General features: G+C 64.6%; 20 protein-coding genes. 7 read left to right on the forward strand and 13 right to left on the reverse strand.

All coding sequences use genetic code 11. The annotated features are described in order from the left end of the window. Positions 1-83: 83 nt before the first annotated feature. Positions 84-1,487: an NAD(P)-binding domain-containing protein gene (locus K32_RS23410; RefSeq protein WP_201401790.1), complete on the reverse strand. Its 1,404-nt coding sequence runs from the start codon at positions 1,485-1,487 to the stop codon at positions 84-86. A gap of 700 nt (positions 1,488-2,187) precedes the next feature. After that, the gene (locus K32_RS23415; RefSeq protein ID WP_201401791.1) at positions 2,188-2,916 is read right to left on the reverse strand and encodes a GntR family transcriptional regulator; all 729 of its coding nucleotides are present in this window, start codon (positions 2,914-2,916) and stop codon (positions 2,188-2,190) included. A 460-nt stretch (positions 2,917-3,376) separates the two neighbouring features. On the opposite strand from K32_RS23415, the gene K32_RS23420 reads away from it, so the two are divergent. The 5 genes from K32_RS23420 to K32_RS23440 all read left to right on the forward strand — a co-directional run bounded on the left by K32_RS23420 (position 3,377) and on the right by K32_RS23440 (position 8,430). After that, positions 3,377-4,258: an ABC transporter substrate-binding protein gene (locus tag K32_RS23420; RefSeq protein WP_201401792.1), complete on the forward strand. Its 882-nt coding sequence runs from the start codon at positions 3,377-3,379 to the stop codon at positions 4,256-4,258. 33 nt (positions 4,259-4,291) lie between these two features. Further along, complete coding sequence (locus K32_RS23425; protein WP_244669714.1) at positions 4,292-5,197, forward strand: amino acid ABC transporter permease; 906 nt, start codon at positions 4,292-4,294, stop codon at positions 5,195-5,197. Beyond that, on the forward strand, positions 5,194-6,006 hold the full coding sequence (locus K32_RS23430; RefSeq protein WP_201401793.1) for an amino acid ABC transporter ATP-binding protein: 813 nt from the start codon (positions 5,194-5,196) through the stop codon (positions 6,004-6,006). Before K32_RS23425 ends, K32_RS23430 begins: the two co-directional genes overlap by 4 nt. A 212-nt stretch (positions 6,007-6,218) precedes the next feature. Beyond that, a complete protein-coding gene (locus K32_RS23435; RefSeq protein WP_201401794.1) occupies positions 6,219-7,595 on the forward strand; it encodes a dihydroorotase family protein in 1,377 nt (458 codons plus the stop codon). A gap of 49 nt (positions 7,596-7,644) precedes the next feature. Further along, positions 7,645-8,430, forward strand: coding sequence for an SDR family oxidoreductase (locus K32_RS23440; protein ID WP_201401795.1), 786 nt, complete (start codon positions 7,645-7,647; stop codon positions 8,428-8,430). Between the two features lie 211 nt (positions 8,431-8,641). Here the strand turns inward: K32_RS23440 and K32_RS23445 are convergent, their stop codons facing one another. Further along, on the reverse strand, positions 8,642-9,679 hold the full coding sequence (locus K32_RS23445; protein WP_244669716.1) for a LysR family transcriptional regulator: 1,038 nt from the start codon (positions 9,677-9,679) through the stop codon (positions 8,642-8,644). Between K32_RS23445 and K32_RS23450 the strand changes: the two genes are divergently transcribed. Next, positions 9,650-10,429 carry a dienelactone hydrolase family protein gene (locus K32_RS23450; RefSeq protein ID WP_201401796.1) on the forward strand — a complete coding sequence of 260 codons (780 nt, stop codon included), beginning with the start codon at positions 9,650-9,652 and terminating at the stop codon, positions 10,427-10,429. The two genes, K32_RS23445 and K32_RS23450, sit on opposite strands and share 30 nt — an antisense overlap. Here the strand turns inward: K32_RS23450 and K32_RS23455 are convergent. After that, positions 10,424-11,161 (reverse strand): dihydrofolate reductase family protein, encoded by a 738-nt coding sequence (locus K32_RS23455; protein ID WP_201401797.1) that lies wholly within the window; start codon positions 11,159-11,161, stop codon positions 10,424-10,426. The genes K32_RS23450 and K32_RS23455 overlap by 6 nt on opposite strands. 98 nt (positions 11,162-11,259) lie before the next feature. Beyond that, positions 11,260-12,087 (reverse strand): SDR family oxidoreductase, encoded by an 828-nt coding sequence (locus K32_RS23460; RefSeq protein ID WP_201401798.1) that lies wholly within the window; start codon positions 12,085-12,087, stop codon positions 11,260-11,262. Positions 12,088-12,487: 400 nt separating this feature from the next. On the opposite strand from K32_RS23460, the gene K32_RS23465 reads away from it, so the two are divergent. Further along, positions 12,488-13,318: a hypothetical protein gene (locus tag K32_RS23465; RefSeq protein ID WP_244669718.1), complete on the forward strand. Its 831-nt coding sequence runs from the start codon at positions 12,488-12,490 to the stop codon at positions 13,316-13,318. Between the two features lie 116 nt (positions 13,319-13,434). On the opposite strand, the gene K32_RS23470 is transcribed toward K32_RS23465, so the two are convergent. The 8 genes from K32_RS23470 to K32_RS23505 all read right to left on the reverse strand — a co-directional run bounded on the left by K32_RS23470 (position 13,435) and on the right by K32_RS23505 (position 22,201). Beyond that, complete coding sequence (locus K32_RS23470; RefSeq protein ID WP_201401799.1) at positions 13,435-15,657, reverse strand: beta-galactosidase trimerization domain-containing protein; 2,223 nt, start codon at positions 15,655-15,657, stop codon at positions 13,435-13,437. Positions 15,658-15,867: 210 nt separating this feature from the next. After that, on the reverse strand, positions 15,868-16,917 hold the full coding sequence (locus K32_RS23475) for a GntR family transcriptional regulator (protein WP_201401800.1): 1,050 nt from the start codon (positions 16,915-16,917) through the stop codon (positions 15,868-15,870). A 327-nt stretch (positions 16,918-17,244) separates the two neighbouring features. Next, positions 17,245-18,063, reverse strand: coding sequence for a carbohydrate ABC transporter permease (locus K32_RS23480; protein WP_201401801.1), 819 nt, complete (start codon positions 18,061-18,063; stop codon positions 17,245-17,247). After that, a complete protein-coding gene (locus K32_RS23485) occupies positions 18,063-18,980 on the reverse strand; it encodes a carbohydrate ABC transporter permease (protein WP_201401802.1) in 918 nt (305 codons plus the stop codon). Before K32_RS23485 ends, K32_RS23480 begins: the two co-directional genes overlap by 1 nt. A 56-nt stretch (positions 18,981-19,036) precedes the next feature. Continuing rightward, complete coding sequence (locus tag K32_RS23490) at positions 19,037-20,287, reverse strand: ABC transporter substrate-binding protein (protein WP_201401803.1); 1,251 nt, start codon at positions 20,285-20,287, stop codon at positions 19,037-19,039. A 732-nt stretch (positions 20,288-21,019) separates the two neighbouring features. Continuing rightward, on the reverse strand, positions 21,020-21,295 hold the full coding sequence (locus K32_RS23495) for a hypothetical protein (RefSeq protein ID WP_201401804.1): 276 nt from the start codon (positions 21,293-21,295) through the stop codon (positions 21,020-21,022). 134 nt (positions 21,296-21,429) lie between these two features. Further along, positions 21,430-21,603, reverse strand: coding sequence for a copper-binding protein (locus K32_RS23500; RefSeq protein ID WP_371812803.1), 174 nt, complete (start codon positions 21,601-21,603; stop codon positions 21,430-21,432). A 136-nt stretch (positions 21,604-21,739) separates the two neighbouring features. Then, a complete protein-coding gene (locus K32_RS23505) occupies positions 21,740-22,201 on the reverse strand; it encodes a plastocyanin/azurin family copper-binding protein (protein ID WP_201401805.1) in 462 nt (153 codons plus the stop codon). Positions 22,202-22,203 lie beyond the last annotated feature (2 nt).

The raw sequence follows: 22,203 nt of genomic DNA on the forward strand, positions 1-22,203 counted from the left end.
GCCCGCCCTGCCTGGATGCGCTGCCTTGCCGGGGATGCGGCGGGCCGGCATGCCCGCCCGCCGTATCCGGCCCGTCAGCTTCACTATTCGATGTGGCTTTCAATCGGGGAGTAGTCGAGATCGAGATCGTCGTATCGCCGGATCTCCTCCAGCGCCGGCTCCGCTTCCTCGAGCCAGAGGGCCTTGGTCAGGCCGTAGACCAGGCGCTCGACGCCATATTTGAGACCGGTCAGCGAGGCGCCGGAAAAGCCCACGCTCGCCGTCGCGACGAAGGTGAAATAGTGGACATTCTTCAGGACCGGCGCGCTTCCCGCCGTCTTTTCCTGAAACGAAAGGTCGTCGGACAGGTACGGGCACATTCCGATATAGCTGTCCGCCTGGCCCGACGGCACAGCGAAGCGATCCTTCCACAGCGCGATCTCGCTGGCGTATTCGCGAAGTTCCGGCCGGAGACTCAGATCGACGCGATAGCCGGTTCCGACGACAAGATAGTCGGCGTATTTCTTTTCGCCGGTGTTCAGTTCGATTTCGATCTCGTCGCCCTTCATCTGGACGTTCTTCCAGTTGACGCCGTAGGAGATGCGATAGTTCGGGAATTCGGCGCAGCGGTTGATGCCGTCCTGGGTCGGGGGCATGCCGTTCCGGTAGATGGCGTCCATCCAGTCCCAGCGCGCCGCGTCGTCCATCGAGCCGTAGTGACGGAGGAAGCCCGCCTTCTCCATCCAGCGGAACGGGTTGATGGCGGCGAGTTCGCGGCGCCGGACGAACTGATGCACCTGCGTCGCGCCGGTCTCCAGCAGCGAGGCCGCGGTGTCGAAGGCCGAGGCGCCGGCGCCGAGAACGGCGATCCGCTTGCCCTTGAGGGCGTCGACGTCGAATTCGAAATTCGTGTGCGAGTAGCGGTCCTCGGGCAATTGATCGAGGTTCAGATTCGCCGGTCGCCAGTCGCCATTGCCTTCCACGCCGGTGGCGAAGACGAGCCTTCGCGCGAGATAGGAGCCTTGCGCGCCGGTCTTCGTCGAAACGGTGCTCACCCGGATGAAATCGCCCTCCGGCTTGAACCCCGTGACTTCGGTCTGATTGTGGATCGGCAGATCCACCATTTTCCGGAACCAGACCAGATATTCCATCCAGACGGTGCGCGGCCACTTGCCGAGCTGTTCCCACGCGTCCTCGCCAAAAACGGCGACGTAATAGGCCTGCGACGTTAGCGACGGCAAGCCCATGTCGGGGCCGGTGACATGCTTCGGCGAACGATAGGTCAGCATCCGGGCATAGGTGATCCAGGGGCCTTCGCGCCCCTGTTCGCTCCGGTCCAGCAGAACGATGTTGCTGACTTTTTCGCGCGACAGGCCAAACCCGATGGCGAGCCCGCCCTGACCGGCTCCCACGATGACGACGTCATAGACATGTTCCCCTTCCGGGCTCTTGCGAGCGGGAATCCACGACATGTTCGGATAATCGAGATACTTCAGGTCTTCCGCCACGCGCTGTTCGAGAGCGCGGAGACGCTGAGCGGCATCGGGTAGGGGCCTTGCATCCAGTCCTGCCGTGGGATCCAGCAGAGACAATTCGGTGCGGCGCGGTGCAGCAGCCATCGTCTGCGTCGTCATACTATCGTTCCCTAATAATCATGCAGGCCGGTTGTTTTTGAAAATGAACACGGGAATCCCATTCGGCCCCTGTTCCATCCGCCGGCCCTGTGTTGCCGTTGCCGAAGCTCAGTTCCCGTCATCCGGTCGTGGAGAAAGCCGCGAAATTCCTCTCGTGCAGAGGGCTCGCGGTCGTCCTTCGGCCTCCGGGGGATTCCGGCGCCGGTTGCCCACGCCTGTTCCCCGCCTGGCCGCACGAACCACGTCCTGCGTCACGCATCATAGATATATGTTCAGATATCTCACGGAGTGTATTTGTAGGCCATCGGAAACGGCCTGTCGAGGGGGCGGAATCGGGATCGTGTCGGCGCGGGAAGGGACGCAATGACGCGGCGCGCTCTTTCCGGCCGATCTGGGAGAGCATCCTGCCTCGCGCCGCCCAGAGCGCGCGATCCTGTGAGGGCGCGAAGTGCAGGCTGTCCCGGCCATGGAACGGGCCGGCGGTTGCGCGGCGGCGCGCTGAGCCGCCTTGTTCGCCAGGCGAGGCGCCGGGAGCGTTCAGCCGGGCCCTTGAAGGGCACGCGCCCGCCGGCCCCTAGAGCGCGACGCTGCTCTGGATGCGAGAGGTGGTCAGCGCCTGGAACAGGCCCTGGCGGGTGATCTCATTGTGCCGGATCACGATCTGGCGAGCCGCCGCGGCATCGCGCCGTCGCAGCGTCTCGACGATCGCATGGTGGTCGTTCTTTGTCTCGTTGCTGACGTTGCGCAGGCGGGCGCCGAGATAGAAGAAGCGCTCGAGCCCGTCCATCTGCAGCGCGAGGAGATGGTGCAGCCGTTCATTGCCCGAGGCGATCGCGATGGCGACGTGAAAATCACGGTTGGCCTGGATGAAGGATTTGAGCGTCGGCTGTTCCAGCTGGTCATAGGCGACATCGGCCAGGCGGCTCAGATTGGCGATCTCGGCGTCGGTGATCCGCGCGCAGGCGAGCTCCGCCGCGCCGGCTTCCAGAATGTTGCGCAGGTCGAACAGCTCGTTCATGTCGCCGAAGGTGACGGGAACAACCTGATAGCCGCGGCGCGGAAACGTCTTCACCAGCCCCTCTGACCGGAGCTTCGCCAGCGCCTCGCGCACCGGCGTCTTGCTGACCTCGAAGCGCTCGGCGAGCTCGGCCTCGGAAACCTCGCTCCCGGGTTCGAGCACGCAGGTCAGGATCTCGCTCCGCAGCATGGCGTAGACGCTGTCGGTCAGCGAGACGGACTTCTTCGCACGCCTCTCCGGGGTCTCGCCGGCGCCGGCCGCGGCGCCTGGAATATGTCCGATCATCCATGTCTCCAAAATGCGAGCATCCCGCCTCGTAGCAGCGTCTCGCTCTATATATCAAGATATATATGATGCCTATTTGTTTAGCATATCCGCTGATATTTTAACAGCAATCAGGCCCGGATTTGCTGCATTATTCAGCAGCGCCCGCAAGATGTGCGCTGCCCGCGATCCGGCTTTGACAGACCCCAAAGCGTGACATACTATTTGAAATATGTCTGGTATATTACAAGTATGCCGGAGCCAAAAAAAGGGGAGGCGGCGGGGCGCCTCAGGGCAAGTTCGCGTCCGGCCCGAATGCGGCCGGAAGCGGCCATCGGAGCCTTCGGGCCCGATGACGCCTTGAAGGCAAAACGGGACGGCGTAGCGGCGTTCCGGTCCCGCTTTTCAAGATTGCGAGACAATAAGCAGTCGAGAACAAAACAGCCTTCCAATAAAGCGACAACAGAGGTGAACAAATAAGATGTCTGCCCCGCGTTTCATTGCTGCCCTTACCAGGCGTCTCGTGATGCCGGCGGCGCTCGCCGCGACATTCGGCGCCGCCGCCCATGCCGAGGACCTCAACGGATTGCTGCCGCCGGAGGTCCAGAGCGCCAAGGTCATCAATCTGGTGACCGACGCCCGCTGGCCCCCGTTCGTCTTCATGGGCAGCGACGGCAAGACTCCGGAAGGCTTCGAGATCGACATTCTGAGGGCCATCGCCGACAAGCTCGGCGTCGAGATCAAGTCTACGTCGGTCGAGTTCGCCGGCTTGATCCCCGGCGTGCAGTCCGGCCGCTATGACGTCGCGATGCTGGCGATCGCCGAGACGCCGGAACGCCGCAAGACTCTCAGCTTCGTCGACTATTCCTATTCCACGATGGCGGCCTTCACGCTGTCAGGCAACGCGACGACCAAGGGCGGGGCGGACGATCTTTGCGGCGCCACGGTCGGTGTTCAATCGGGCACGACCCACGTCGATTTTCTGAGCAAGTCCCTGACGGACCATTGCAAGTCCATCGGCAAGGAAGCGCCGAAGAAGCTCGAATTCGCCACCGCGGACGCGGTCTATCTCTCGCTGTACTCCGAGCGCGCCGACTACATCATCTCCAGCGCCGCCATCGCCGGCGACATCATTCCCAAAGCCCCGCGGCCGGTTCGGATCGTCACCGACGCGCTGTTCCCGAAAGAGCTGAACGGCATCGTCTACCTGAAGGACCGGACCAAGCTGGGCGAGGCGCTGCTCGCCGGGCTGAAGGCCGTCCATGCCGACGGGACCTACGACAAGATCATGAAGAAGTGGAACGTCGAGGCCCTGTCGCTGGATACGCCCGCCATCAACCTGGGTGAGACACAAGGCAACTAGGGCCAGGCGGCTGCGCTCAGGAGATAGTCAGAGATGAATGTGGGCGAACTGAATGCCCGGTATGCAGGCGACCTGAATATGGTTGAGTCTTCCCCCAAGGGGAACGCCGATGACGCGGTCATCTACGTTCCGGCCCGGCCCTATTGGCAATGGGCCTTCATCGTCGTCGCGATTGCCGTGCTGGGGATGGTCGCCTGGTCGATCATCGTCAATCCGGCGATGTCATGGGGTATTGTGGGTCAATACCTGCTGGATCCTATCGTTCTGCAGGGGTTCATCCTGACGGTCTGGCTGACGATCGTCACGACCATGCTGGGCCTGGTCCTCGGCGTCATCCTCGCGGTCATGCGGATGTCGTCCAGTCATTTCATCTCTGGTCTATCCGGGCTGTACATCTGGTTCTTCCGGGGAACGCCGCTGCTGGTGCAGCTGATCATGCTGTACAATCTGGGTTCCCTGTTTCCGACCCTGTCGCTCAGTATCCCGTTCGGCGAGACGCTGTTCAGCGTCAAGACGAACGCCGTCATCACGCCGTATGTCGCCGCGATCCTGGGGTTGGCGCTGCATGAGGCGGCGTATATGGCGGAGATCGTCCGCGGCGGGCTGCTTGCCCTCGACAAGGGCCAGCGCAACGCCGCGGATGCTCTCGGCATGACGTCGTGGCAGAAGTTCTGGCACATCGTATTGCCGCAGTTGATCCCCTCGATCATTCCGCCGATCGGCAATCAGCTGATCGGAATGCTCAAGATGACGTCGCTCGTCAGCGTCATCGCGCTCGGGGATCTGCTTTATTCGGTGCAATTGATCTACTCGCGCAACTACCAGACCATCCCGCTGCTGATGGTGGCGTGCTTCTGGTATCTGGTAGCGACCACGGCGCTGTCCGGTTTGCAGTGGCTGGTCGAGCGTCGCTTCGGTAGGGGCCTTGTGACACAATGAACGCAAATCCTTTGGCACAGGCCACGATCGGCGCCTCGCGCTCGCCCGTCCTGCGGGCGGAGAACGTCCACAAGCGCTACGATTCCATGGAGGTCCTGAAGGGCATCAACATCACCGTCGATCGCGGCGATGTGCTGTGCCTGATCGGCCCGTCCGGTTCCGGCAAGTCGACGTTCCTGCGCTGCATCAACCATCTCGAGACGATCGACAGCGGCTTCATCCATGTCGACGGCGAGCTGGTCGGATATCGCAGGGTCGGCAACCGCGTCTATTCGCTCGGTCACCGGGCGCTGGCGCGGCAGCGTTCCCGCATGGGCATGGTGTTCCAGAACTTCAATCTGTTCGGCCACATGACGGTGCTGGAAAACGTCGTCAAGGCGCCGATGCTGGTGAACGGCCGGAGCCGCGCCGAGGCGACCGAGACGGCGCTCGACCTGTTGAAGCGCGTGGGGCTCGCGAACAAGGTCGACGCCTATCCGCGCTTCCTGTCCGGCGGCCAGCAGCAGCGGGTCGCCATCGCGCGGGCGCTGGCCATGAACCCGTCGCTGATGCTGTTCGACGAACCGACGAGCGCGCTCGATCCCGAGCTGGTCGGCGAGGTGCTGGCCGTCATGCGGGACCTCGCGGCCGAAGGCATGACCATGATCGTCGTGACGCATGAGCTGCGCTTTGCCCAGGAGGTCGGGACGAACGTCGCCTTCATGGACAAGGGCGTCGTGGTTGAATCCGGGTCGCCGGAGGCCGTGCTCGTCCACCCGAAGGAAGAGCGCACGCGGGCCTTCGTGGCGCGAACCCGCCATCACAACTGAACGGTCGCGCGACCCATCTCGGCCACGGGCCCGATCCGCTCGGAAACGGCGCCCGGGGCCGCCCGCCCTTGAGGGGCCTCGCGCCTTGTCGCGATCCCGCTGAACGGACGGTCGAACCTGGCGCCTTGCCTCCGGGATCGATCCCGCGCCGGCCGCCGTCGCGGCCGCGACACCCGCCTTGAATCTCCAACGAACAGCGAAGAACCGAGACGATGGAACTCCTCATCAAGGGCCGTATCGTTACGCCGGACCAGGTCATCGACAATGGCTGGGTCGCGATCGATGGCGGCAAGATCGCCGCGATTGGTTCCGGCGAGGCCCCCGCCGCAGAGACGGTCGATGATCGCGGACGGTCGCTGATCCTGCCCGGCGCGGTGGACGGCCAGACCCATGCGACAAGCTACAAGGGGCTTGCCGGCATCGCCGATACGACGCGCTCCGCGATCGCTGGTGGCGTGACCACGCTGGTCGACATGCCCTATGACAACCCCGAGCCGCTGGATCGGCCCGAACGCCTCGACGCCAAGGTCGCGGCCATCGCCGAGCACGCCCATGCCGACATGGCGCTCTACGGCACCGTGACCCGCGAGACAAACACGGCGAACGTCGCCGCCCTGATCGAAGGGGGCGTCGCTGCCTTCAAGATCTCCTCCTTCGAGAGCAATCCGGTCCGTTTCCCGCGCATCGGCGAGGACCTCACCCTCGACCTGCTGGAAGTGCTCGCCGCGACGGACATTCCGCTGGGGCTGCACAACGAAGATCAGGAAATCGTGCTTGCCCGGATCGCGAAGGCCAAGGCCGAGGGGCGCAACGGCATCGTCGCGCATGCGGAGGCGAGGCCCGAAGCGGCCGAACTCGCCGCGACCGGCCAGTTCGCCGCGCTGGGCCTCGCCAGCGGCGCGCATGTCCACCCGGTACATCTGAGCACGGAGGCCGGGCTGCGGCTGCTCCGGGCCGTCGCCGAACTGGGAGCGCGGGCGACCGGCGAGCTCTGCGTCCATTATCTGTGGCTCGACGCGGCGCGCGACGGCGCGCGGCTCGGCGCGCGCATGAAGGTGAACCCGCCGATCCGCAGCCTCGCGATCGAGGGTCTGTGGCAATCGATCGAGGACGGGCTGGTCGCGTTCGTCTCGTCGGATCACTCCAGCTGGCCGATCGACAACAAGCTGGTCGCGTCGATCTTCGACGCCGGCGCCGGTGTGCCCGGCCTTGAGACCCTGGTTCCGGCCTTCTTCACGGCGGCGGAAAGGCGGGGGCTCGATGCCGTGCGATTGACGGCCGACTACCTCGCCGATCGCCCGGCGCGCTTCTTCGGCATCGCCGATCGGAAGGGGGCGATCGAAATCGGCCGGGATGCCGATCTCATCGCGCTGGAGCAGGGGGCCTTCACCTGGGACGAGGCGGAAGCGCATGACGGGCTCAACTGGAGCCCCTTCCATGGCGAAACCTTCACCGTCCGCGTCGCCGCCAGCTGGTTGCGCGGCGCGCCCGCCTGGGATGGCACGAACATCCTCAACAGCGCCGGTTCGGGGCGGTTCGTGCCGCGCGGCGCTACGGGCTGGTACGCGACCGAACGGGACAAGGGATGAGCCGCCACGCGGCGCAGGCTCGCGACGGATTTCAATAGAGGAGCGGAATGTGGATCTTTACCTGAATGACAAGACGGCTCTCGTCTTCGGCGCCGGCGGAGGCCTGGGCGGCGCGATCGCGCGGTCGCTCGCCACGGAGGGCGCGTCCGTCGTCGTCGCGGATATCGACGCGCAAGCGGCGGCGGTCACGGCCGACGCGATCACCCAGGCGGGTGGACGCGCGCTGGCGCTCGCCTGGGATATCGGCGACCTCTCGGTCACCGAAGCGAGATTGCAGGACGTGAAATCGGCCTTCGGTCCCGTCGATGTCCTGGTCAACAACACCGGCGGCCCGCCGCCGACCCCGGCGGCCGGGCAGGCTCCCGAACAATGGTCGAAATATTTCGACATGATGGTCCGCTCGGTCATCGCCGTGACGGACGCTGTGCTGCCTTCGATGCGCGAGCGGAAATGGGGACGCATCATCACGTCGACCTCGTCCGGCATCGTGGCGCCCATTCCCAATCTCGGCATCTCGAACAGCCTGCGACTGGCGCTGGTCGGATGGTCGAAGACGCTCGCGCGCGAGGTCGGCCGCGACGGCATCACCGCCAACATCGTGCTTCCGGGCCGGATTGCGACGGGCCGGATCGTCTTCCTGGACGAGCAGAAGGCGAAGCGCGAGAACCGGCCCGTCGAGGAAGTCACCGCGGAAAGCACGGCGTCGATCCCGGTCGGGCGCTATGGCGAGCCGCGGGAATATGGCGACACGGTCGCCTTCCTGGCGAGCCCCCGCGCCTCCTACATCACGGGTTCCGTCATCCGCATCGATGGCGGCTTCCTGAGCAACGTCTAGCCGACCCGCGAGGAGCCGGGCTTGAACCCTCCCCTTGAGGGAGGGGCAAGGCCGCCATCTGGCGGTCTTGGGGAGGGGTTTCTTCGTCGGTCTTGCCGCAGGCTCCGCGAATTACCCCCTCCCGAAAACGCGAAGGGCGTTTTCGACCTCCCCTCAAGGGGGAGGTTCAAGAAAGAAGGCAGGCTTTCATCCAGCATCACAGGTCAGACACTCACGGGGCGTGCAGCTTGCGGAACTCGGCCTCGACGAAATCCGCGAAGGCGCGGGCGGACGGCTTGGTCGCTCGCCCCGCCGGCAGCACGAGGCTGATATCGACCGAGCTCATCTCCCAATCGGGCAGGATACGCACCAGCCGGCCGGTTTCCAGTTCCTGCAGGACGCTGAGATCGCCGGTCGACAGAATGCCGAGCTCGGCCACGGCGGCGGCGACCGCCGCGTCCAGCGTGTTCAGGATGAACCGTCCCTTGAGCCGGACCGAGGCGGTCTTCCCGTCCCTTCGAAACGTCCATCCCTCCATCACGCGCGCGGCCGGGCTCAGGATGATCGCGTGGTCCGACAGGTCCGCCGGGACCCTCGGCGTGCCGGCCTTGGCCAGGTAGCCCGGCGCCGTGACGACGACGCGATGCACGGTTCCGATCCTGCGGGCGACGGCCATGGAGTCGTCGAGGGGCCCGGCTCGCAGGGCGACATCCACGGCTTCGCTCACCAGATCCTGCCGGTCGTCATTGAGGATGAACTCGATGCGCAGGTTCGGGTGCAGATCGGTGAATCGCGCCAGGCGCGGCAGGATGCCCCGCGTCGCGGCGGCCGAGGAGGCGGCGACGCGCAGCATGCCGCGCAACTCGCCGGTTCCGCGAACGGCGTGATCGGCCTCTTCGAGCGCCGTCAGGATCGGTTCGATGCGCTGGAGGTAATCGGCGCCCGCCTCGGTGAGCGTGACGGCCCGCGTCGTCCTGAGGAACAGGCTGACGCCGATCTGCTGCTCCAGGGCGGCGATGATCCGCGACGCCGTCGGCTGCGAAACGCCCATTTCGCGGGCCGCGACAGAGAAGCTCGCGCTCCTCGCGACATGCGCGAAGAGCTGCAGCGAAAAGAACCTGTCATTCATTTGAAAATCGAATTTAACAAATGCATTCCCGCAGTCTACCGCAGGATATCGAATAAACCAATCTAGGCTCCAGGCGGTTGAACCCCGCATTGGATCCGGATTGGAGACGCGATGACAGAGGTCGAGATCACGACGCCGCATCACCCGCTCAAGGCTTATGTGGCGACGCCGAAGGGGGAGGGGCCGTGGCCCGGCGTCATCGTGCTGCATGATATCTTCGGCCTGACCCGCGTTACGCGCGGCCATGCCGACTGGATCGCCGAGCAGGGCTATCTCGCCATCGCGCCGGACCTGTTCTCCTGGGACGGCCGCATCCGCTGCATCCGGACCCTGATGCGCGACATGGCGGCGCGGCGGGGCGTCTCCTTCGACGATGTCGAGGCGGTGCGGTCGTGGCTGGTGGGCCGCGAGGACTGCACCGGCAAGACCGGCGTCATCGGCTTCTGCGGGACCGGCCAGTTCGCGATCCTCCTCGCCGCCGGTCACGGCTTCTCGGCCGCCGCGCCGAACTACGGCCCGGTCCCGAACGACATCGAGGCGATCATGGGCGGCGCCTGCCCGGTGGTCGCGAGCTATGGCGGTCGCGACTGGACCATCCGGGGCGGGGCCGCGCGGCTCAAGGACGCGCTCGAGCGGAACGGCATCGAGAATGACGTCAAGGAATACCCCGCCGCCGGGCATTCCTTCCTCGACGACCACAAGGGCCTGATCGGCATACTCGGCGCGGTCATCGGCGCGAGCTACAAGGAGAAGGAAGCGGCGGACGCCCGGGCCCGCATCCGCACCTTCTTCGCGCAGCATCTCGGCGACGGGACAGTGCCCGCCGAGGAGAGCCGATGGACGACGGGCGGCCGGTCCCCGGCTCGCAAGGGTTTTGGGCGCGGCCTATGAGGCCGCGCTCTCTCCGGATTCCGACTTGAGGCTATAGCGGAGCCAGAGGCAGCCAACCTCCAGCGTCTCGACGCTCCGGAGCGTCAGCGCGGTGGCGGCGCGGGTCCGGTTCGCGTCGATCGCCTGGAACAGGTCGATCTCTTCCTTGTCGTGGCCGATGACGGGCGCCACGACGAGGCTGAGCTCGTCGATCAGCCCGGCCCGCAGGAAGTGTTCGTTGGTGACGCCGCCACCGGACAGGATGATCTTCTCGATCCCCAGCAGAAGCTTCAGCTTTTCCAGCGCGAGCCGGGCATTGAGCGCGTCGTCGCCGGCCAGGATATAGGAGATGCCCCGGTCCCTGAGATAGGCCAGATAGCCATCCGGCGCCCTTCCGGTCAGCAGGGCGACGATGTGGTGGGGCGGGCGGCTCATATACTCGATGCGGTTCGTCTGCCAGCCGAGCTTCCCCGCCGTATCCACCACCACCATGTAGTTCTCAGCCGCCGGGTCGGCGATGTGGTCTTCGCGCGGATAGACCGGCGCCTCCGGGTCGAGAACAGGCGGCTGGTGATGGGTGAAGTGTTCGGCCATCGACAGGCGACCACTCAGGCAGGCGCGGCTGTCGAAGCTCTGGTTGGTGGTCTCGTAGGCCTCGATCGCGCCGAGGGTCTCGGGGGCCTCGAGGAAGCTGCCGGTGGTCTTGCCGTTGATGGATGTCAGCATGTGGCAGATGACATAAGGCCGGTTCATCGGGGTCTTTCCGTCTGTGCAAAGGGATGGCGCCGCCGGGCGGCGCCTGAAGGAGGGCCGGGCCGAAGCCCGGCGTCTCCGGGGCCTCGATCCGCTGCTCAGCGCGCGGCGGCGGGAAACTGGGCCCGCATGAAACGCTCGTAAGCCGGATCGTCGAGTTCCCGGCGCGCCTTGACGAGATGTTCGACGCCGTAGGGCGCGCAATAGCGCAGGCGGTCCGTGCCGTCGGTGGCGGCGGCATAGATGTCCGCGGCCACCCGCTCGGGGCTGGCCGCGCCCTCGGCCAGATTGGCCATGGCGTTGTTGGTGTTCTCGAGGAAGGCGTCGTAGCCCGGCACGTGGCCGTTGCCGGTATTGTCCCGCGCCGAGCGCTCGTGGAACGGGGTCAGGATGCCGCCGGGCTCGAAGATCTTGGTGACGATATTCTGCGAGGCGAGCTCATAGGCGATGGACTCGGTGAAGCCCTCCAGCGCCCATTTGGTCGAGATGTAGACGGCGCTTGCCGGCAGGCCGAAGATGGCGCCGCAGGAGCTGACGTTCAGGATCGTGCCGCCGCCTTGCCGGCGCAGGATGGGGACGGCCCGCTGCATCACGTTGATGACGCCGAAGACGTTCACGTCGAAATTTTCGCGGATCTTCTCGATCGGCATGCCTTCCATCACGCCGTACTGGCCATAGCCGGCGTTATTGATGAGGAGATCGAGACGGCCGAAGCGATCCAGCGTCGCCTGCAGGGCGCTCTCGATGCTCGCGGTATCCTCGACGTCGAGGCGCACCACCATCAGATTGGCGATGCCTTCCAGCGCCTGGGCGGCCTCGGGATTGCGCATCGTGGCGACCACGTTGAAGCCGTGTTCGGCGAAATACTTTGCCGTCGCCGCGCCGACGCCGCTGGAGCTGCCCGTGATGAGCATCGTTTTCTGCATGACTGTCTCCTTGAGAAGTGACGCCTATCTAGGCCGGCAGCGGCGGCAGGTTAAGACGGCAATCTCCGCATGGAGTGTTGAAGGATTTGCATCAATGGAAACGCGCCGGAGCGGTGGCTGGGGCCGGAGACGTTCGCCTCGCGGATCCTCCATCGGCGCGGCGGCCTCGGCTTCCGGATCGGCGCGCTTCGCCCGGGCCCGACGCCGCTGAGGCGCTTTCGCGGCCATGCAACGGGGCGTGCCTGTGGCGCAAATGCTACTGCGCATGACGCTGCGTCATGTTAAGAAATCTGCGGTAATTTCCTGCAGATCCGCCTGAAGAAAGATCCAGCAGGGCGCTCCCGCGCAGGCGGGGCGCCGTTCGACGGAATGCCCCAGTGTTCAATTTTGGGAGCGCGTCGTGTCAGACAGGCATTCACGGGTGCATGGCGTGGCCCTCGCGGCCTCTGGCGCGGTCCTCGCCACCTTGCTGGCGCCGTTGCCGGCCGCGGCCCAACAGTCCGCCTCGGACCTCGCGAAAGCGGCGCAGAACCCCGTCGCCGACATGATCAGCGTGCCGTTTCAGTCCAACACCAATTTCGGCTACGGCCCTTACGACAAGACGCAGGAAATCCTCAATATCCAGCCGGTGATCCCAATCCATCTGACGCCCGACTGGAACCTGATCACCCGCGTGATCGCGCCGGTCATCTGGCAGCCGCAGCTTTCGCCCGACGACGGCCGCACCTTCGGCCTCGGGGATCTGAACCCGACCTTCTTTCTGTCGCCGGCCAAATCGGACAAGTTCGTCTGGGGTGTCGGCCCGACCTTCCTCCTGCCGACCGCCACCGACGAGGATCTCGGCACCGGGAAATGGGGAGCGGGTATCGCCGGCGTCGGGCTGGTCATGCACGGCCCCTGGGTCTATGGCGCCCTCATCAACAACATCTGGTCGTTCGCGGGCCAAAGCGACCGCGCGAACGTCAACCAGATGACGCTCCAGCCCTTCGTGAACTACAATTTCAAGGAGGGCTGGTATCTCTCCTCCTCGCCGATCATCACGGCGAACTGGGAGGCGGACAACGACGACCGCTGGGTGCTGCCGGTCGGCGGCGCCGTCGGGCGCGTGTTCAAGATCGGCAAGCAGCCGATCAACGCCCAGCTCGGCGCCTATTACAACGCCATTTCGCCTGACGACATCGGCCCGCAATGGCAGATCCGGGCCCAGATCCAGTTTCTGTTCCCGAAATAGCGGCCGATCCGGCGGGTCTTCATTCAGTCATCTGGAGACGGGCAGGAGCCTCGGCTTTTCCGTGACGCCGTCTGGAAAAACCCCGGGCGAAGGTCGCCCGGGGTTCGGTTGTCACGTCAGGCCACGCGAAGGAAGGCGTGCGTCGAGAAGGCCGGGACCGAGATGTCGAGGACGCCGTCGGTCCAGCTCCAGTCGACCGGCTTGCCGGTATGGATCTCGTCCACGCTCGCCGGACGGGTCGGATGGCGCAGGCGGACCGAACCGCCGGTCGTGGTGGGCACGCCGGCATTGTGCACCATGGCGCCGAGCCGCTTGAGCGGCGCATAGCCCACGAGATGCACATAGGTCGCCGCCTCGTCGCGCTGCACGGAGACCTCGACCTGGGGCGGGAGCCCTGCGATCGACACCAGCCGCTCGGCGGTCGGATAGGCGCGCTCCATCAGCGCCTGCACGAAGCGCTGCACATGCGGGCGGTTCTCGTGCATGTGCGAGGCGAAGGGGTCCGTCGCGACGAAGATGGCCAACCCCTTGCCGTGGCGGTTGAGGGTTACGGCCGGCCCGACAATGTCCTCGCCGGGCGGGCAGGCGCCGAGCGTCGTGTAGTGCTGCCAGTGATCCTCATCCTGGATACCGTCGCGCCACACCGCCCTGAGCGGGCCGCGCAGATCGGCCAGCACTTCCGCGCTCGTCGCGCGGACGTTGGCCGCGGCGCCCCACTGCATGATCGGATGAACCGGAACCCTTGCCAGCTCGCGCAGCTCGTCGCTGAGTTCCACATAGTGGATCGGCGAGGGATGCGCCCCGAGCGTCTCGACGCCCAGGATGTGGTCGAACCGCTTGGCGTTCTCATTTGAATACGCCTGGTCCCACCAGCCGGAGCGCCCGGTAACGATGAGCGCGCCGCCATCCCGCACATATGCGTCGAGCGCGTCGATCGTCGCCTCTTCCAGAAGGCACTGCTCGGGCACGATCACCAGCTTCTGGCGCGACAGGTTCTGGCGCAGGGTCGGTTCGTCATAGATGAGGAACTGGACGCCGCTATGGGTCAGCGCCAGGTGGGCGCCGTCGATGCGGTCGGTCCGCTCGCCCAGCCCCTGCAGGCCGACGGCGCCACGGGTGTTGCGCGCCGCGTTGACGCCGGATCCGATGGGTCCGAAAATCTGCGACGGCGCGCTGGCGAGAACGGCGATGTCGGGCACGGCCTGGGTCGTCACCGACTGGTCGGTGATTGGACGCGAGAAGGCGTTGACCTCCTTGATGACCTCGTAGACCGCAGGCTCGATCCGCCCGTCCGGGTAGGGCTGGTCGGCAAAGTAGGTGCTGGAGCCCTGCGCGAGCGTCGCCGCGGAGTCGACGATCATGTCTTCCGCATCGCGCAGCTGCCACTCGCCCCATTTGTGGAAGCGGATGTTGTGGAAGTCGAACGGCATGCCCGTGGTCGCCTCGTTGCGCCCGACCGCGCTGAAGGTCACCGGGAAATCGCCGCCCCAGGGCAGCGCGTCGTTGCAGAGATAGTCAAGCCCGATCTCCTGCGGGGCCAGCCAGCGCACCGGCTCGCCATTGCCGCCGGCAGGCACCGGCGTGCTGGAGCGACCGATGGAGTTGTCGGTGATCAGCACATCGGGGCGCGCCGCCTTGCACACTTCGATGGTGCGCGCCAGGAACGTGCCAATCTGCTTGCGACGCCAGATGCGCCACGCCACCCATTGCGGATCGCTGTCGCCGGCATCGTCGGAAATCGACCAGTCGATGGCGAATTCGTCCACCTTGCCGCGCGATTCAAAGACGGCGGCCGGCGCATGGCGACGCTTGCGCACCGGCACCGACGCCGGCAGGTCGAGGCCGGTATCGCGCTTGAAGCCTTCCTTGCAGTAGTTGCAGTGGCAGAGCGTGTCGACCATCCAGGCGCCACCGTCGAACCAGAACGATTCGATGTCGTAGGTGGTGAGCAGCTCGGTCAGTAGCGGCGCGATGTATTCGTCGAGATAGGGGCTGCTCGCGCAGACGGCGGAAGCCCCGTACATCATCCAGGCGCCCGGAGGATTGGTGCCGTCCGGCGCCACGACCAGCCACTCCGGATGCGTCTGCTTGATGTGGATGTTGGTGAACAGCTGGAAATACGCAATGCGGCGGATGCCCTCCTCGGCCAGCGCCGTGGTCATGTTGCCGACGTAGTCGTTGACGAGCCCGGGATGGTTGACGCCTGCCTTGCTGGGCCAGAAGGCGAAGCCATGGTGGTCGTGGGTGAAGTAGCTGACCGCGCCGATGCCGGCTTCCTTGAAGATCCTGGCCTGGCGGCGGGCCTCGGCCAGGTCGAACGAGGCAGCGACGCCCGTCATCCAATGAGGTTCATGATAGTCGAGGTGCAGCTTGCACGAAACGTCGCGCCACCAATTCGTCATTCGTCTTCCTCCAGTGCGGCTGCGCATCGTCACCGTCGTCGGCGATGATCCTCGGGGGGGCGCGCAGCGATCCGGGGCATAAAACGAGCATTGCATGAAATAGTCAATATGTGGCCAAAGCGATTCCTCGGCCGCCCATGCGCGGGGCTATACGGAGGTGAGATATCCCGGAATTCGGGCGCTCGGCGCGGCGGCGCCGGCCTTGAGACAGGCAATCGTGCCGGCAACCGCCGACTTCAGATGCGCCTGCATCGCCGCGACGGCCGCGCTGGCGTCACCCGCATCGAGGGGCTCGAGGATGCGGATATGCTGCTCCACGGCCACGAGGATTTCTTCGCTGTTCAAGTAGCGCTCAAACGTCAGATGCGTGGCGATCAGCGGCAGTTGGCTGCGTTCGATCATCCGGCGCAACTGGGTGTTTGCGCAGGCAAGAACGATGTCCCGGTGCAGATCGTTTTCGAGCAGGCTGATCTCGGCCTCGCTCAGTACGGTTCCGCGCTCGAGCAGCGCCCGGGCCCGCTGCAGCCGGGTCGAGACCTGTCCGGGCGCCAGGTGTTTCACGCCCTCGACCAGAGCGGGCGGCTCCAGCAGATAGCGGATCTCGTAGTGCTCTTCGACATCCCGCACGGTCAGCTGCGGCACGTACCAGTGGCCGTTGCTGGCCTGCGATACCAGCCCGACGCGCTCCAGCCGGGTCAGGATCTCGTGGGCCACGGTCCGGCTGACGCCGAACGCCTCGGCCAGCGAGGTCCCGACGATGCGGAACGGGCCAAAGGCCATGCTGGCGGCGATTTCCCGTTCGACCAAGGGATAGAGCCGGTCGCGCCAGCCGCGCTGTTGCAGATCGTCGAGGGGAGCCGTGGTCAGGTTGAGCCCGGCCTCCGCCAGGTCGCGCCGGACGGGCACGTTGGTCCTGGCTCCCACGAGGTATCCGCGCCCGCCAAACTCGGAAATCAGACGCTCTTCGGCCAATCGGGCGAGGGCTGCGGCAGCGGGGGACCGGCTGACCTTGAAGGCCCGCGAAACCGCCGATTCCGTCAGCACGAGACCTGGCTCGAGTATACCCTGGGTGATGTGGTCGCGCACCACAGCATAGACCGTGTCGGAGCGACGGCCGGGCGGCGCCGGGCGGGATGCAAACGCATTTCCTGCCTGGAGTTCTGTATCTGTGTCCGCCTCGGACCTTGCGTAGCTCACCCGGCCTCCTGCGTCACCGCAATGTCGACTGCAACCTTAAATACGCCTAACCTTTGGTCACCAAGCCGTCAATACTGGAGCCCGGGACCTCGCCGACTGCAACCGAGGGCTGTCTTGCCCTGGCGCAGCTTGCGACCGTCGCGGCCAAACATGGATGTCATACCTGGCGGATCGAGACCCTCATAGGCTCTCCGATACCGGCCTTCAACCGATCGCGCACCAAGTCGCGAAAAAGCCCTCCCTGGAAGAAGCCCGCCCTGGGCGCCCGGCCTCGCGACGAAAGCTCATCGAGCTTGGTTCGTCGAAAGGTCGGGGCGCGGGCTTGCCCTATTTGCCGATGCCGGCCAGCGAGCGCACGAAGTATCGCTGCGCCAGGATGAAGATCATCAGGATCGGCACGGTGGCGATGGCAAGGCCCGCCATCACCGCCGGCCAGTCCGACGCGTACTCGCCCTTCAACTGCAGAATGCCGACCGGCAGCGTCTTGGCTTCGGTCTTGGTGAGCATCAGCATCGCCAGCAGGAACTCGTTCCAGCCGAACACCGCCTGGAAGATCGCCGCGCTCGCCACCACCGGACCGGAGAGGGGGATGATGATCTTGAAGAAGATCTCGAGCTGGTTGCAGCCGTCCAGCCGCGCCGCCTCTTCCAGTTCGCGCGGGAAATCGAGGAAGAAGGCGTAGAACAGCATGGTGGTGAAGGGGATGCCGTAGGCCGAGTAGGGCAGCACGATCGCCAGCGGCGAATTGAGCATGCCGGCGGCGGAGACCATCTGGTAGAGCGGCACGAGCACCGCCGTCAGCGGCACGGCGAAACAGGCCACGATCAGCAGGTAGATCCCCTTGGCGATGGGGCTGTCGGTACGGGCCAGGACATAGGCCGCCATGCCGGAGACGATGACGATGACGAGCACCGCCAGGCCCACGGCGATGACCGAGTTGAGCATGAAGGTGCCCATGCCCACGCCCCAGGCGCGCGAGAAGCTGTCGAACGAGAAGCCGGAGGGAAGGCCGAGCGGGTTGGTGAAAATCTCCCGGCGCGTCTTGAACGCGGCCATCACCATCCACAGCAGCGGCAGCACCACGAACAGGCTCCAGGCGGTGACCGCGCCGTAGGTGACCAGGGCGGTTAGTCGGAAGCGCGGCATCATGCCCTCCGGTTTGACTTGAGCTGCAGGCTGCCGAGGACCACCGCAACGGCCAGCAGGACGACCGAAATGGCATAGGCGTAGCCCATGTCGTTGAACTTGAAGGCCTGGAAGTAGATGTAGGTTCCCAGCACCTGCGTGGCGTTGGCGGGGCCGCCCTGGGTCAGCACGAAGATCAGGTCGAAGGCCTTGAAGCCGCTGATCGTCGTCACCAGCGCGGCGACCGCCAGCACGTTTCGGATGCCCGGCAGGGTGATGTACCAGAACGCCTTGACGCCGCGGGCGCCGTCGAAGGCGGCCGCCTCGTAGAGCTCCTTCGGGATGGCCTGCAGCCCCGCCAGGATCATGACCATCATGAAGCCGGTGTACTGCCAGGTGCCGACGATGAGCACCATCCAGATCGAGATGTTGGGATCGCCGAGCCAGCCCATCGGCGGCGGCGTCAGGCCCATTCCCTTGACGATGGCATTCAGAATGCCGGTGTTGGGATCGAAGATGATGAGCCAGATCAGCGCCACGGCCACCGAGGAAACCACGATCGGCGCGAAGATGATGGTGCGGAAGAAGGTCGAGCCGGTGGGAATGCCGCGGTCGAGGATCGCCGCCAGGATCGTCCCGAGCCCGACCTGCAGGACCACTGATCCGACGACGAGGATGATGTTGTTCTTCATCGCCGTCCAGAACACCGGATCGGTCGCGGCGCGGGCATAGTTGGCCCCGCCGACGAAGTCCCAGTGCGGAGAGGTGACGCCAAAGCTGAAGAAGGAGCCGGCGACGGTTAGGAGCGCGGGAATGAAGATGAAGACGCCGCACAGCAGCAAGACCGGCGCCAGCATCAGGGCGGAACTCGTCGCCGTGCTCATGACGCGGCTGCGCTCGGCGGCCGATGCAGGGCTGAGGGTTTGAACTTGGGACATGGCTCACCTAGACGGGTGGAACTGGCGCGGCGGCTCCGCCACGCCAGCCGGGAGGGTCAGTTGCGTCCCAGACGCGCCTTGGACTGCAGGGCGATGCCGCGGATGTAGTCCATCGCCTGCTGCGGGGTCTTGGTGCGGTTGAGCACTTCCACGCCGGCGTCCAGGTAGGCTTCCGACACGGCGCTCTCCAGGAGAACGTTGAGCACCATCACCGATCCGGTCGACTGGGCGATGTCCTTGGCGAACCAGTTGAACTGCTCGGTTCCGCCCACCTGTTCGATCAGCGCGGCATTGGAGGGGACGGCGGCCGTCAGCTTGGCGTAGTTGACCGCCTGCTCGTTGGACACCAGGAAGCTCACCCATTCCGCCGCCAGCTCGGGGTGCTGGGACTTGGCGGCGATCTGGTAGCCCTGGGGCACCAGGAAGGTCGCGGCCGGATCGCCCTTGCCGCCCTCGATGCTCGGAAAGCGGAACAGGCTGTAGCCGGTATAGCCATCCTTGTCGAAGGTGGCCGCGCACCAGGTGCCGCAGAAGGTCATGGGGCTGACCTGCGCCAGGAACATCTGGTCCGCCGCCTCCGGCGAGGTCGCGTTCGGCGCATCCTGGAAGCAACCGGCATCCTGCAGGTCGACGAGCTTCTGCCACGCCTCGACATAGCCGGGATTGGTGAACAGCTGGTCCGCCGGCGCCGAAAGGTCGTAATCGGCCGCCGTATTGGCATTGCCCAGCACGCGCTCGTTCAGCATGGTGACGACGTGGTTGACGATCCAGCGCTCCGAATTGCCCAAGGGCCAGGGCACCATGCTCGGGTCGATCTGGCGGATGGACTTGCAGAGCTTCACCAGCCCGTTGAAGGTCGTGGGGGGCGTCAGGTTGTTCTTCGCGAAGAATTCCTTGTCGTAGAAGAAATACTTCGAGACCGCGTCGGTCGGCACGCCGAAGTTGCGGCCCTTGAGTTCAAAGGACGACTGCCAGGCGTCGGACAGGCTGTGCTTGAAACCGCCGGGCTTCGCGCCCAGTTCGGTAATATCGAGCGCCTGTCCTTCCTTGGCGAAGCGCGCGGCATACTCGCCGGCCCAGTTGAAGAAGACATCCGGCGGTGCCGAGCCGGCCAGGGCGACCGGCAACTGCGTCTTGTAGGACTCGTTCGGAAGCTGCTCGAGCACCAGCTTGAAATCGGGATGGGTCTTCTGGAACTCGGTCTCGGCCTCGGTCAGGAACTGAGCATTGCCCGGGTTGCCGCTCAGTATCCACATCTTGAGCTCGGTCGACTGTGCCGGCACGACGAGCGCACCGACGGCCGCCACCGCCCCAATCACCGCAGCAATACTCCTGCCACATCTTGTAGAACGCATCGCTCTCCTCCTCGGTCGCTTGCGTGCCTTCGGTGAATTCCCCCCTCACCCCGGCCATGCGGCGAGCAATAAACGACTATTGCATGAAATAGTCAATATAACAAAAGGCGAGCCCGAACCCTGCCTCAAACGGCTTGCCGCGACCCCGCGTGGCGGACGCTAGGGCAGGGCGTGCACAAGCGGTTGTACCCGGCTGCATGGGTACGTGCCGGCCCACGGCATAAGAGTCAGGAGAGGCGTTCGATGCGCGCAACACGGTGCTCGCCTTCTTCAGTGGCGCCTGCCTGCGGGGCATCCATGCCACTATGAAGACCGCAGTCGATGCGATCTTGTTGGTGGTCGCGAGCGGCAGTACAGCTGACCTTCCAGCAGATATGGGGGAGGCGCTAGGCGATAGCGTGCCTGCCGGCATCAGGGCAGGAGGGGCCAGGTCGCAAGTCTGCCGAGCATGGCCCGGCGTTGCAGACCCTCGGCACCGAATGGGGCAGGGACTGTATTGGTCCCGATGTATGGACAAGCATTTGGAAGGGTCGAGCGGCGGAGTGCCCGGATCTCGGCGGGCTCGTTGTGGTCGACGGCTGCAGGCGCCCGCGCGGTTGGCAAATCTTCGCGAGGCGGCTAGAGTTGTTGGGCGACAACGCCTTTGCAGAGGCGTTGTCGCTGACTTGGTTAACTCAAACTAGACTATCGCGGGCGATCGTTGCTCATGCGACCGTAGTACGGCTTATATGCGCTTACGCCGTTCTCGCCGTCATGGGTAATGCCCACCATCTGGCCCGGAATGACTCCATAGAGGCGAGATGCAGGCTGGAATTGGAAGCTCTCGCCCGATTGCAGGGTGAGAGCTCCCGTCGTCCAGTTGACGTTGGTGACGCGACTGACAACCGGGCCGTCGGCCCGGGCGGCTATTCCTGACAAGGAAAAGATCGCTGCCGCGGCAACGTAGATCGTCTTATTCATTATTTGATTTCCTTAGATGCGGTCGATAGATCGCAGGATTTTTGGATTCCTGCTACGCTTATTCATACGATAGATTTATGGCGATTCTTTGTGTGTACATGACGTTTGCTTTTTGTTGTTTGTTTTTGTTCCTGCTACTTTGACTTTGCAATCGTCACGACTGTGAGTCGTCCCTTAACTCTGTCGGCCTCGAAGGTGACTTTGTCGCCGACTTTCAAAGTTTTTAGTATCTCTGGTTTCGCCACCGCGAAAATCATCGTCATGCCCTCCATGTCCAAATTCTTGATCGGGCCGTGTTTGAGCGTCATTTATTCTGGGTATCGTTAATCTTGATTACTTCCCCCTGGACCGGGGTGGTTTCTGCGAAAGCAATGCTTGAGAGTAGTGTCATTGCTGAAGCTACAGTCAGGATTCTCATCGTTTAAATCTCCGGATTATTCGCTGCTATTGGACGATGATGGTGCCGGACATACCCGCTTCGCGGTGTCCCGGGATGAGGCACGAGAAGTCGAACTCTCCCGCTTTAGTAAACTTCCAGATCAGCGAGTCGCTTGCCTTCGGTACGAGGCGACGCATATTCGGGTCGTCATGTTCCATGTCGGGGTTCTTGGCCATCTGGGCACCATGCTTGAGGTTGCCCTCGAGGGTGCCGATAACGATCTCGTGGTTCATCTCGCCGTTGTTGCGGATGACGAACTTGATCTGCTGTCCCCGGCGGATTTTGATGTTCTTGGGGACGAACTCCATTCTCTCATCGGCTTCGCGCATGACGATTTGAACGATCCGAGCCGGCTTTCTGGAATCGCCGGGTTCGCCATAGGGCTCGCCGCTGCTATGGCCGGCATCGGCCCAGGCGATAGATGGGAGAGCGACCGCCAGCGCGGCAGAAAGGAGAATTCTCTTCATAG

This window comes from Kaistia sp. 32K (genome assembly GCF_016629525.1).
Classification (GTDB): domain Bacteria; phylum Pseudomonadota; class Alphaproteobacteria; order Rhizobiales; family Kaistiaceae; genus Kaistia.